This is a genomic window from Pigmentiphaga sp., assembly GCF_019689535.1.
Lineage (GTDB): Bacteria > Pseudomonadota > Gammaproteobacteria > Burkholderiales > Burkholderiaceae_B > Pigmentiphaga.
In genome coordinates, this window is sequence record NZ_JADGHH010000100.1 from 1 (window position 1) to 12,767 (window position 12,767).

The following is a 12,767-nucleotide window of genomic DNA, read 5'->3' on the forward strand; positions in this document are numbered from 1 at the left end:
CGCTCGGGGGAATACTTCATGGGAACCTTCTCTCTGCCCCAGGTTGGAGATTCAAACTCTAACATCTGTAGAGGTTCCAACTATTCTGACAGCGGGGGCAGGGAGGTTATTTCATTGACACGGCACCCCGTTGCCAGACCCAGCAACAGGACCTAATAATAATCAGGGTCGCTTTCTTTCTGCTTGCGAAAATATTCACTGTCAAAAATCGCTTTGATTTCGTCCAGTTCAAATATGGCATAGCCACCGGTAAGTTTCTGCTGTTTCGTCAGCAGTGACATATTTTCAGCCGGGTTCTTTCCTGTCAGATAACCTTGCTTGATAGCGAAATTAAGCAGGGTTTTGATATAGCCAACTTTTCCGTCAATGGTTCGGGGTACATTGCCCTTGCCAGCCATAAATTCCTGATAACGGGTAATGTCGCTAACCAGAATATCGGCTATATAGCACTTGCTTTGAAAAAAGGTTGTGAACTCCTTGCAGGTGTTTCGCAAAGCCGTGACGGTAGCAGGCTTGACCTGTTTCAACAGCAGGTACTTGTCGAGAAGTTCCAGCAGGGTCAACCCATGTTGCGTAGCAGGGCGTATGCCCAAACTCTCTACAGGCTCCCCCTGTGGGGGCTGGGGGGCAGGAGCAGGTGGGGCAGACCTTGTGGCCTGTTTCACTTTTAGAAGCATATCCAAGGCGTCCATAAGCCTGCCGTGGTCTTCAGGACCGTCGGCACGGACAATGCCGTTAGAAAGGTCAAGTTCGTATTTTCTAATTTTTGACAGGTCGAAAGACACGGCCACAGCCTCCAGCAACTTGGTTGCCCTAATCATAGCCGTGAGTGTGTCGCTTGTGCGTAGCGACCTTTTGAACTGACGCCCTGCAATACGAGTATGCAGGTAGTAGGTGTGACCCCTACGATAGACGGGCAAATTCAGCATATTGCTACCAAATTTGCTACCAGCCCAGAAAGACAAAAGCCTTGTAAGTATTTGACTTACAAGGCTTTTTGAATTTTGGCGGAGCGGACGGGGCTCGAACCCGCGACCCCCGGCGTGACAGGCCGGTATTCTAACCAACTGAACTACCGCTCCGCAGCGGTATGGTTTACTGCTTCTTCCAGCTTGCGCTGGGTGGCGTCCCCTAGGGGATTCGAACCCCTGTACTCACCGTGAAAGGGTGATGTCCTAGGCCTCTAGACGAAGGGGACCCGGAACTACAAGTACTGCTTTCTTCGACTGGTGGAGGTAAGCGGGATCGAACCGCTGACCTCTTGCATGCCATGCAAGCGCTCTCCCAGCTGAGCTATACCCCCGTGCACTGCGAAGAATCGAGATTATGCACGAATTTCAGATCTTGTGCAAGCGGGCCAAAACTTTTTCGCGACCTAGCAGCGTCAACACTGCATCGATGGCTGGGGTTTGAGCCCGCCCCGTTACGGCTACCCGCAACGGAATCCCGAGGGCCGGCATCTTAACACTATATTTGGCCAAAGTGTGCTTCATGAGCGAAGAAATTTGCTCTCGCGTCCACTCGATCTTCTCCGCCTCTTGCGCAAAGTCGCGCAGCATGGCGCGCGCGGAGTCGGTCAGGTGCTGGGCCACCAGTTCCGGCGGCGTGGCCGACGGGTCGAACTCACCGCAGAACAGCATCGCATCGGCCGCCAGCTGCTCGAGCGTTTCGGCACGCTCCTTGAGCAGGCCCATGATGGCCGGCAGGTCGACGCCCTCCAATTTTCCACCACGCTTCAGGATGCGCGGCGCGACGCGCTCGGCCAAATCGGCATCGCTGCTGTGCTTGATGTAGTGCGCGTTGACCCAGTTCAGCTTCTTGGGATCCCATTGCGCAGCCGACTTAGACAGATTGCGGGTATCGAACCACTCGATCAATTGCTCGCGCGAGAAAATTTCGTCATCGCCATGGCTCCATCCCAGGCGTGCGAGGTAATTGATCATGGCTTCGGGCAGGTACCCTTGCTCGTCGTACTGCATGACGCTGACGGCGCCATGCCGCTTCGACAGCTTCTCGCCGTCGGGGCCCAGGATCATGGGAACGTGCCCGTACTGCGGCAGCGTGGCACCGAGCGCCTTGAGGATGTTGATCTGGCGGGGCGTGTTGTTGACGTGGTCGTCGCCACGGATGACGTGCGTAATGCCCATGTCCCAATCGTCGACCACCACGCAGAAGTTATAGGTGGGGGTGCCGTCCGGCCGGGCGATGATCAAGTCGTCGAGCTCGGCGTTGGAGATCGTGATGGGCCCTTTGACGAGATCATTCCAAGTGACCTCGCCGTCCAGCGGGTTGCGGAAGCGCACTACCGGCTTGCGGCCGGGCGGCACCGGGGGCAGCGTCTTGCCCTGCTCGGGCCGCCAAGTTCCGTCGTAGCGCGGCTTGCGCCCTTCGGCTCGGGCGCGTTCGCGCATGGCCTCGAGCTCTTCCGGCGAGCAATAGCAGTAATAAGCCGTGCCGGCTTCCAGCATGCTCGCTATGACTTCGCGATAGCGGTCCATGCGCTGCATTTGGTAGAACGGGCCTTCGTCATAGTCCAGCTGCAGCCAGTGCATGCCGTCCAGGATGGCCTGCACGGCCTCGGGAGTGGAACGCTCCAGGTCAGTGTCTTCGATCCGCAGGACGAAGGTGCCGCCGTGATGGCGTGCAAACGCCCACGAGAACAGCGCCGTGCGCGCGCCGCCCAGGTGCAGGAAACCGGTGGGCGACGGCGCGAAACGCGTGCGGACAGCCGGGTTGCGGCCCGAAGGCGACGAAGAATCGATGCTCATAGGGAAGTTCTTGGATCCAGGTATCAGTATTCGTGTTCGGCGAGACCGCGCCGCAAGGCGGCGTATCCGCATCAGGAGAGTTGCAATGCGCGCATGCCCGCGCCGTCCGGACGAGGTCCGGGCATGCCGCGGCCCAGGGCGAGCCAGCCCACGCATGCCCGGCAAGGCGCGAGAGGGCGATGGGCCTTTGCCCGTATTGTATTGCCGTGGCCGCCACTTGCGGCGAAAGCGCTTATCCTTCGAGAATGACCTCCATTGCCTGATCCCGTGAGGAGGGCCATGTCCCGCCACGCTTTGTCTCCCTTGTTCGACCCGCGGTCGCTGATCGCCATCAGCGACCGCCCGCTGCCCTTGATGTCCGCGTTGCCGGCTGCCCTGCGTGCGCGCACTGCCGAGATCCGCCTGGACCCGCAACTTCGCTGGACACTGCCGCGGACGCTGGTCGCAGCGGAAGACAGGCCGGACCTCGCGGTCGTCGCCGTGCCGCGCGCGGCGCTGCGCGACACGCTCTCGACACTGGCCCCTGCACGCCCTCGGGCCGTCGCCCTCCTGACGCACGAGCCGTCGCTGGAAGACAATGATTTCTGCAAAGCCTGGGCGGCAGCCCACGATTGCATCGTGCTGGGACCGCACAGTTTTGGCTTGCAGCGCCCGCATGCGGGGCTCAACGCGAGCGTGCATCCGCAACTGGGCCGCGCCGGACGCGTCGCACTCGTCACCCAGTCGCGCTCGATCATGGCCGTGGTCATGGACTGGGCGGACGACAACCGCACGGGCTTTTCCACCGTGGTGTCGTTGGGCGCAGAAGCCGTGCTCGACGTCCCGCGCGTCCTGGATTTCCTGGTGGCGGACTCCCGCACCGACAGCATTGCGCTATACCTGGAAGACGTGCGCAACGCCCGCGAGTTCATGAGCGCCATCCGCGCCGCGGCCAGCGTCAAGCCCGTGGTCGTGCTCAAGGCGGGACACGGCGGGCGCACGCGCACCAGCGTCCGCCCGCTGGCGGTGCACGACACCTCACCCGGCGAAGCAATGGCTTCCCCCGCTTCGCCGCCGGTATCGCCCGATGCCGTGTTCGATGCGGCGCTGCGCCGCGCCGGCGCCGTGCGAGTGCGCTATTTCGTGCAGCTGTTTTCGGCGGTGAAGGCACTCGGTTTCGCCAAGCGCCCCAGCGGCCGGCGCATCGCTGTGCTGGCCAACGGCAGCGGGCCCGCCCAGCTCGCGCTCGACCTGCTCGGGCCAGACCGTCCCGTGATGCGCGCCGAACTGGCGGAAGCGACGCGGGAAAAGCTCGCTACCACGCTCAGCCCCGCCGCCTGGACCGACAACCCGGTCGTGGAGTTTTCCGTTCCCGATCCCCGGGCATGCGCCCAAGCGGTCGAAGCCATCGTCGCCGACCCCGGCGTGGACGGCCTGCTCGCCGTGTTCTCCCCCGACCCGGAAGCCGACATGAAAGCGGTGGCGCAGGCCCTGGCGCAAACTGCGCCGCAGGCGCCCAAGCCCGTCATTACCTGCTTCATGGGCGACGCAGCCATGCGTCCGTTGCGCCGCATCCTGGACGATGCCGGCTCTCCGGCCTTCCGCACACCCGAGGCCGCCGTGGATGCTTTCGGCAATCTCGCCACCTACCACTACAACCAGCAACTGCTGCTGCAAACGCCGCCGCCGGAACCGCCCGGCCAAGACCCCGACCTCGCCGGCGCGCGCATCCTCATCGACAGCGCACGCTCCTCCGGTCGGCTGACGCTGACCGAGTCGGAAAGCAAAGCCCTGCTCGCCGCCTTCCACATCCCGGTAGTGCAGGTGATACTCGCGCGCACGCCGGCCGAGGCGGTGATCGCCGCCCAACAGATCGGCTTTCCCGTGGCCATCAAGATCGATTCGCCCGACGTGGTCCGCAAGTCGGCCGTGCGCGGCGTGCACCTGGACATCCGCAACAGCACCGAGCTCGTCACCGCCTATCACCGCATGCTCGCCAACGCGCGGGCCGCGGCGCCGCAGGCCCATATCGAAGGCATCACCGTGGAAGCCATGGCGGGGCCTCCCGGGTCGATCAAGGTATCCATAGGCGTGGCCCGGGATGCGCTCTTCGGGCCGGTGATCCGCTTCGGCCCGGCACGCTCCCGCGGCGAGAGCCCGGCAACCCGCAGCATCGAACTGCCGCCCCTGAACGGCTTCCTGGCCCGGCGGCTGATGGAGCGCTCGGCCATATGGCGCTACGAATTGAGCCCCAACCTCACGCCGCGCGCGCTCGATGCGCTGGAGGACGTGCTGGTGCGCATTTCCGAGATCGTCTGCGCCCTGCCGGACATCGAGAGCCTGGACATCGACCCCGTGATGATCGACGGCGACCGCGTCGTGGCCACGGACACCCGGATCACGCTGACGCGCGAACCGGCCGGCGAGGCCGATCCGGGCATAGGGGGCTATGCCCACATGGCGATCCATCCCTACCCCATGCGCCTGGTTCGCCATTTGCAGTTCCGGGACGGCTCGCCCTACACCATCCGCCCCATCCGCCCGGAAGACGCCGTGCCGCTGCAGGATTTCACGCGCGGCCTTTCCGAACACACGCGCTACATGCGCTTCATTTCCTTCATGCGGGAGCTCTCGCCGCGTACTCTCGCGCGCTATACGCAGATCGACTACCACCGCGAACTCGCGCTCGTGGCTACCGTGTGGGAACCCGACCCGGAACACCCGGGCGAACTGCGCGAAGCCATCATCGGGGTCGCGCGCTACCTGCTCTACGCAGACGGCGACAGCGCCGAGTATGCGCTGGTCATCGCAGACGCTTGGCAACGCCGCGGCCTCGGCATGCAGTTGATGACCTCACTGGTCAACGCGGCGCGCGAGCAAGGGCTCAAGGTCATCGAAGGGCTGGTGCTCGGCAACAATGCACCCATGCTGGCCCTGATGTCCAAGCTGGGTTTTCGCGTCGACGTGGACGCGGAAGATCCGTCCATGCGCCGGGTATGGCTGCGCCTGAATCCGGATCGCCCGGAGCCGGCGCCCATGGACCTCGAAACGGGAAGCTAGCGCGGGAAGGCGCGCAGCCACCTTCCCGCGCGGCAGCCTATTTCAGACTGAACTCGACGCCGACCGGCTTGCCTGTCGCCTCGCCCTTGGACTCGACGCGCGGGGCGATCAAGAAAGCACGCTCACCGAGCTTGGCTTCGCGCAACACCGACATGACCGCTTGCGCGCGACGGGCCGCGAGCTCGCGCAACTGCTCCGGCCCGACCGTGATGCTGGCTTCCAGCAGGGACTCCATCTCCGGGCCGGGCAGGGACTTGGCAAAACCGAGCGCGTTGCGAGGCTTGTCGATCTTCGCCGCCTTGTAGGCGCGCTCCAGGTACGTGGCTCGCTGCTGGGCATCGAGGGGAGGCAGGTCCTTGTCTGGCGGCGCCTCCCCGCCCCTGCGCAGGGCCGCGCGCTGCTGGGCGCGAATCAGTTCTTCCACGCCCGCCTTGCGCAGCCCCTCGGCATCGACCTTGGGATCGGCGCGACCCGAAACATCCAGCTTCAGCCCGGGCCGGTCGTTCAGCGCCTTGACGAGTACGTCGATGCGCTTGCGTGCTTCCTCGTCCAACACGGCGCTGCCCGGTGCGAACTCTATGTGCGACAGCTCTTCGCCAGAGCCGCCGAAGGCAGCAGCCAGCAACGAGAACGGCGCCGTGACCGCGCGCCCGATGAGATTGATGAGCGCCCGGAAGATGATGCCGCCAATGGAGAACTGCGGATCGTCCAACGAACCTGAAACAGGCAATTCGATGTCGATCTCGCCGCGGCTGTTCTTGAGCAGCGAGACTGCCAGCAATACAGGCAGGTTCAGCGCATCCGGACTCTCCACGCGCTCGCCGAACGTGAGCTGGTCGAGGAAGATCTTGTTGCTGGCCTGCAGCTTGCCGTCCTCGATCTGGTAGTGCACGTCCATGGAGAGCTTGCCGCGCTCGATCGCGTAGCCGGCATACTTGGCCGCATAGGGCGTCAAGTCCGGCAGGTCGACGCCTTTGGCGCTGGCGCGGATGTCGGTATAGAGACGCGGCCCGAAGGGATGCAGCTTGCCCGTGATGTCTACCGTCGCGTTGCCGTCGAGCTTGGCGGCCACCTGCACGTCGGCGGGCTGCGTATCGGTGGACGAGACGGCGGAGATGCTGCCCTCGATGTCCGTCAGGTTGGCGCGGTAATTCGGCTTGACGAAGTTGTCGGTGAAATTGATGTTGCCGCGCGCCAGGCGCACCTCGCCCACCCGGATTTTTTCCGGGAATTTGGAAGCGGGCGCGGCCGCCCCGTCGTCAGCCTGCTCGCCCGGCGGCTCCGCAGGCTTGCTTTGCGCAGCGGGCGTGTCGTCGGTAATCGAGCCGGCCTCCTGGCCCGGCTCGACCATGATTTGCGTCAGGTTCAGCCGGCCTTGTTCATTCAGGATCACCCGCGCGAAGAAATCCTCCAGGGTTATGTCGCCCAAGTCCGCCTCGAGCGTATCGCCCGTGCTCGACACATTGATGCGCCTGAACGCCAGTCGCCGCCACTTCAGGAAGTCCGCGGAATTGAGCTTGTCGGTCATCTCGAGGTCGCTCACCTCCGCCGATCCCACCCAGGCTGCGCGCTGCGGCCGCCCTTGCGCCGCAGCGGCATATTCCAGGCGGCCGTTGGCGCCCACCACGATGCTGTTCACGGCAGCGTTCAGGCGATCGGACAAGTATGGCGCCAGGGCCGTCAGGTTCACGCGACGCGCCCGCACTTGCGCCTTCACGGCAAGCGGCTGCGGCACGACCGTGCCTTGCAGCGCCGCGCTACCGCGCCCTTGGATGGAAGAGCTCAAGGTGAACTCGATCGGCGCGCCCAGGTTCGAGCTCAGGTTGCGCGCATCGAGCCGCAGGTCGTCCAGCCGCAGGCGCACCCTGGGCCGAACTGCTTCGTCGGTGAACTGCAACCCCGCCTTCTGCAAGGACAACGCCTCGACGGCAAACTGCCATGGTGCCTCCGGCGAAGCGGGGGCGGAGGCAGGCGCACCGCCCCGGCTTGGTGCCTTGGCCGGCAGGACCGACGCCCAGCCGATATCGGACGAACGCGACCGGTTGGCAGCGAGCGTCACGCCGTTGACCGCAACGCGCTGGATCTTCGCCGTCCGCTCGGCAAGATCCCCCGCCACGCCGGACAACTCGAGCTGCTCGAGCTTGAGGCTGGAGGCTTTGTCGGCATTGGTCGCAGCGCGCAAACGGCGTAACGCAAGCCGGCCTTCGCGCCAGCGCACCGACAGCGATTCGCCCTGCGCGACGCTCAGCTTCGCCCCGAGCCCCAACGTGCCATCCTCGACGCGCAGCGCGAGGTACGGCGCCCACGCGGGCGCAAGCGGCGGCAGTGCCAAATCCTCCAGGTCCACATCGAGATCTGCGGCAAGCGGCTGCAAGCGCAGGGGCCCGCCGACTTGCAGCTTGCCTTGCTCGCCGAGGCGCGCGGACAGCGACACGGGCGAGACTTGGTCGGCGGAAGCGGGCAGCTTCACGTCTCGCAGTTCGACGTTTAGGTCGGATACTCGGTAATCGAACTTGGCCCCCTCGTCCCGCCACTCCAGGGCGCCCCCTTCCACCACGAGCGCGCCGACGGCCACGTGCCAGTCCTTATCGTCCGTCGAAGGCGCCGGATCGGCGGGGGATGGGCCGGCGGCAGGCTTTTGGAACTGCGCGGCCACCTCGGACAGGTTGATGCGCCCGTCGGCCGCACGGCTGGCATGGAGCCGAGGACCATACAGGGCAACGCGCTCGGTCTCGAAACGGCGCGCGAGCGGTTCGAGCGCAAACCGTTCTACGGCCAATCGATCAAAGCCCAGCAGATGCGCATCCCCTGGCGCGCGCACGTCGACTTCGCGCAGCGTGGCATTGCCCTCCAGTCGAACCTTGGGAGGCCCCCCCGTGCCTTCGTCGAAAATCAACTGCGCGTCGGTGTCGAGCCGTGCACGCCGGAATTTCAGCGGTACCGCCCCCGGGATCGCATCGGCCAATGCGTCGAGGCCGAAATCGTCGAGCTTGACGTGCAGCGATGACGTGCGGGGCGTGTCAAAGGGCCGTGCGCTGCCTTCCAGGTTGAACGGACTGCCATTGACCAGCGCGGAAAGCCGGGGCTCCACGTCGATGCGGGTGGCGTAGGCCAGCGTAGACAGGAACGGAATGCCGAGCCGCAAGTCGCGCACCGTGTGCCGCCGGCCAGTGACCTGGTCCTCGACCGTGATCTCCCCTTCCTCCAAGGTGAGGTTGTTCAGCGAGAAACGCGGCGGCGGCCCCCCTTCGGAGGCGGGTCGCGCGGCGAGGCGATCGAGAATGTCGCTGATGTTGAACCGGTCTCCCGGCTCGCGAACGAGCGTCAGGCGCGGCGCCGTGACGCTCAACGCGTCGATCACCGGCGCCAACCGGAACAATGACGAGATCGACGCATTGACTTCCAACTGCGAGACGGAAAAATCCGCGTTGGTGCCGGACGGATCGAGAATGGCGAAATCGTGCACCCGCAGGCGGAGTGTGAACGGATTGAACGACACCTCGCCCACGCGTGCCTCGCGCCCGAGCACTTCCGGCACCTGGGCGAGGGTGACGCTGCGCACCGCCTTGGGAACGCCCCAGGCGGCCAACCCCAGATACGACAACCAAAGAACCAGCAGAACGGCAATGCAACGCCACAGCAGTTTGCGACGCCTGGAGATCTGCTCCCGTACCCGCGCCAACGTCAAACGCACGTCGCTGTCCTATTCGGCTTGTTGACTCGCAAACATGAACAACTTCGTGGAGCGCGCCCCGCTCCGGCAGAACGCCAGCACCGGGCCAGGCAGCGTCTTGAGCAGCGATGCGAAAGTCGCGACGTCATCGGGCTGGATATTCGCGCCGTTGACGGGCTGGTAAACGTAGTTGAGCCCGGCCGCCTCGGCGGCCGCCTTCATTTGCTCGCTCGAAGGCTGGGCCGGGCCGCCCTCGAAGTCCGGGCGGTTATTGATCACGCTCTTGAACCCGGCGGCCGCCACGGCCGCCATGTCATCTGGGGCCAATTGGGGAGCCACGGCGAAGTTTTCGGTCAGGGAAGTAAATGTGGACATGCGGGTCTCCAGGAAACTCGCCCCTAGCACGCTGCGCCCTTCCGAACAGAAGCTCAGGCGTCCGGGCAAGACCAGGATGCGCGGCGCCCTGGCGCCGGCGAGAAGGCAGGGGCAACCGCCCCGGTTGCGCGTAGGGAATCGATGGAGACTAATCCTAACTCGGCCACGCCCTTCATACAAACGAGGGACTGTTAAACGAGGGACTGTTTCCGTGGCAACGCCTGCTGTCACGGCGCGGCCGCGACCGGACGGGGGTACACCATTTCAGCGCACTCGCGGCGATTCCAATAACCGGCTTCGGTCCGCATGGTCGCATCGAACCGCAGTTGGTATTGGCACCGGATGAAATCATTGCCGTTGCCGGTACGGAAATTGAAGAGATAGTTCCAGACGCGGACGCCGAACACGCCTTCGTCGAAATGCGGAGGTCCGAGCAGGTCGTAGACCTGGGGCTTGGTCATGCCGGGAATCATTTGCCGGAGATTGTCCAGGTTGACGAAAATGCCGTCCTTCATCCACGCGGACTCCGGCGACGGAAACGAGACCGCGGATGGATCCACGCGACCGCCACCGGACAAGGCGCACCCGCTGACCGCAATCGACGCAAGCGCGCAGGCGAACCAACCGGCCACGCGCGCGCTCCCCAACCGCAGCACACGAAAAATACGGCCCGAGTCTTCGCCCCCCACCGCGGGGCGGAAGCGGGCGCTACGCCCCGACATCTTGCTCTCCAATGCGTCTTGCATGCCCGCTACCATTGAAATCCGGCGCCGATGACCGCGCCCACCTTGCCTTGCGAGTTGACGTTGCCGGCGAACTTGTACACCCAACGGCCGTTCTCCGAAATCGTGGACACGCCCAGCGCGATCGCCGATTGGCCCTGGTAGTGGCTGGCCGCGGCCGCCGCCATGCTGCGGCCGGGGGCATAGGGCTGGGGCAGGCCGGCCACGGCCATGGCCGACGCCGTGCCCGCATTGGCATTGCGCTCGACCGTGCGCAAATCGTTGCGCAGGTCGTTCAGGCCGTTCTGGAGCTCGCCGGTGGCGCTGCGCAGCTGCCGGACATTGGCTGCATCAGTGTCCTGCGTGCCGTCGGCAACGTGGGTGACCTGGCGCTCTTGGCCGGCTGCTCCCACGGCAACCGTGTTCGGCCGGTCCGCCGTCGAACCGGCGCCCAGCGCGACGCTGTTCGCGGCGCCGGCCTGGGCGCCCGCTCCGATCGCCACGGCGTTCACGCCACTCGCCTGGGCGCCTTCCCCACTGACGACGGCCCCCGCGATGGACGCACCGGGAGACGAAGAAGCGCGTGACGTTCCGGACAGGGACGCGGAAATCGTCACGGATACCCCATCGGCGGCCGCCGGCGGAGCCGGGTTCAATACACGTATGGCCGCGCCGTCCGTCAAGCGGACATTGAGCAGGCCCAACGGTCCGGGCGGATCATCGGCCCACGCGGGCGCGGTCCAGACGCCCGCCGCCAGCAGCGCCAGCACCGCTCTCGCGCCACCAGCCTGGCGGTTGCTCCACGCGAGCGCTTTTTCCACGGCCGAGACCCGGCACCCGCGCTTCCGGCCCGGGTCGGCGCGAAGAATCTTTTTCACTCAGCTCCCCAAAACAATCCGATACGCCATCGCCGCCCTATCCGCTTGCGAGGTACGGTCGATGGGAAGAAAACGTGCTTGCCGCATGGTCGAGCAAGACCTATGCCATCGTGATCCGCCTGCGCACCGGAGAACGGGGCGAAGCGGCCGGCCAAGCCTCAGGATGCGGGAAACGTTGAAACCCAAAGGGATATCGGCGAGCCGGAAATATTTCTCCGGTGCGATAGTCGCAGCGTTCCCGCGGCCGCTGGCCGGCCTGGGGGACGGGATGTTACGTGCCAGTGCCGTCGACGTTACGTAACACGCGACGCGGGCCGCTGGAAGTCAGGCCGAAGAAGCACCCATGCCAGCCACGGCTTCGCGCGCCACCTCGATGAAAGCCGACGCAGCTGCGGATGGCGACCGGAACCGGTCGCGAATCAAGGCGATCTCGGAGCGGACGACGGGGTCGCGCAACGGCCTCGCGACCGTCTTCCCATCCCCGGGGAACAGGGCGCCGTACGGCGGCATGATGGCCACCCCGAACCCGGCCTCGACCAAGCCGATGACCGTGCTCAATTGCACGACCTCGACCGCGACCGACGGGACTAGGCCCAGGCGCGCGAAACTGCGGTCCAGCACGCGCCGGAAGGCGTTTTCGGGCGTGAGCGTGACCAGCGGCGCGGCGGCGATGTCTGCCCACTTCACCGCCCGGCGCCGCGCAAGGGGGTGATCGCCGGGCAGCAATGCCACGAGCGGCCCTTCAAGCAGGGTTTCGGTCAGATAGTCGTCTTGTTCCTCGGGCAGCGCCCCGATCCCGATGTCGATCTCCGCCGAGGCGATGCCGGCTGGGATGTCTTCGGAAGGGATGTCGCGCAGCGTGAGTGCGATGTGCGGATACGCCGCCCGGAAACGCGCGGCGATGTCGATCACCAGCCTCGACATCAATAGCGGCGGCGCCGCCACGGTAACGTGGCCGTGCTGGCGTGAAGCCAGGCCCTTCACATTGCCGACGGCCGTGGCCAGATCGGCCAACAGGCGCGCCGCGGGGCCCCGGAACTCGCGGCCGGCGTCCGTCAGGCAAACCTGGCGGGTGCTGCGGTCGAACAGCCGGCAGCCCAGGCTTTGTTCCAAGTCCCGGATGAGAATGCTCAATCCAGATTGAGAGATGTGGATGCGCTGGGCGGCCTTGCTGAAATTGCCTTCATTGCACACCGCGACGAAAGCTTCCAGCTGGCGCAGAGAAATCGACATCGCCGACGCCAATAGTTTGAAGATTCATATAAATCTATATGAACATTTCAATTTTTACAATTAGTCGACTCTGCTAGAT

General features: G+C 64.9%; 8 protein-coding genes and 3 tRNA genes. 1 reads left to right on the forward strand and 10 read right to left on the reverse strand.

Features of this window, described 5'->3' with window-relative positions:
• Positions 1–152: 152 nt before the first annotated feature.
• The 5 genes from IRZ12_RS10240 to gltX form a co-directional block, all read right to left on the reverse strand.
• Positions 153–785 carry a phage integrase SAM-like domain-containing protein gene (locus tag IRZ12_RS10240; RefSeq protein ID WP_296468020.1) on the reverse strand — a complete coding sequence of 211 codons (633 nt, stop codon included), beginning with the start codon at positions 783–785 and terminating at the stop codon, positions 153–155.
• A gap of 220 nt (positions 786–1,005) precedes the next feature.
• Positions 1,006–1,082, reverse strand: a tRNA-Asp gene (locus IRZ12_RS10245).
• Positions 1,083–1,122: 40 nt separating this feature from the next.
• Positions 1,123–1,198: transfer RNA gene (locus IRZ12_RS10250), tRNA-Glu, on the reverse strand.
• A gap of 29 nt (positions 1,199–1,227) precedes the next feature.
• Positions 1,228–1,303: transfer RNA gene (locus tag IRZ12_RS10255), tRNA-Ala, on the reverse strand.
• Positions 1,304–1,337: 34 nt separating this feature from the next.
• The gene (gene gltX / locus IRZ12_RS10260; RefSeq protein WP_296468023.1) at positions 1,338–2,768 is read right to left on the reverse strand and encodes a glutamate--tRNA ligase; all 1,431 of its coding nucleotides are present in this window, start codon (positions 2,766–2,768) and stop codon (positions 1,338–1,340) included.
• A gap of 279 nt (positions 2,769–3,047) precedes the next feature.
• Here gltX and IRZ12_RS10265 point away from each other — a divergent pair, with 279 nt between their 5' ends.
• The gene (locus IRZ12_RS10265; protein WP_296468024.1) at positions 3,048–5,807 is read left to right on the forward strand and encodes a GNAT family N-acetyltransferase; all 2,760 of its coding nucleotides are present in this window, start codon (positions 3,048–3,050) and stop codon (positions 5,805–5,807) included.
• Positions 5,808–5,844: 37 nt separating this feature from the next.
• Here IRZ12_RS10265 and IRZ12_RS10270 read toward each other — a convergent pair whose 3' ends face one another.
• The 5 genes from IRZ12_RS10270 to IRZ12_RS10290 form a co-directional block, all read right to left on the reverse strand.
• Positions 5,845–9,501, reverse strand: coding sequence for a DUF748 domain-containing protein (locus IRZ12_RS10270; RefSeq protein ID WP_296468027.1), 3,657 nt, complete (start codon positions 9,499–9,501; stop codon positions 5,845–5,847).
• 9 nt (positions 9,502–9,510) lie between these two features.
• A complete protein-coding gene (locus tag IRZ12_RS10275) occupies positions 9,511–9,855 on the reverse strand; it encodes a TIGR01244 family sulfur transferase (RefSeq protein ID WP_296468029.1) in 345 nt (114 codons plus the stop codon).
• Between the two features lie 227 nt (positions 9,856–10,082).
• Positions 10,083–10,601 carry an outer membrane protein assembly factor BamE gene (locus IRZ12_RS10280; RefSeq protein ID WP_296468031.1) on the reverse strand — a complete coding sequence of 173 codons (519 nt, stop codon included), beginning with the start codon at positions 10,599–10,601 and terminating at the stop codon, positions 10,083–10,085.
• Positions 10,602–10,606: 5 nt separating this feature from the next.
• The gene (locus IRZ12_RS10285; protein WP_296468033.1) at positions 10,607–11,455 is read right to left on the reverse strand and encodes a YadA family autotransporter adhesin; all 849 of its coding nucleotides are present in this window, start codon (positions 11,453–11,455) and stop codon (positions 10,607–10,609) included.
• A 324-nt stretch (positions 11,456–11,779) separates the two neighbouring features.
• Complete coding sequence (locus IRZ12_RS10290; protein ID WP_296468034.1) at positions 11,780–12,688, reverse strand: LysR family transcriptional regulator; 909 nt, start codon at positions 12,686–12,688, stop codon at positions 11,780–11,782.
• Between the last annotated feature and the right edge of the window lie 79 nt (positions 12,689–12,767).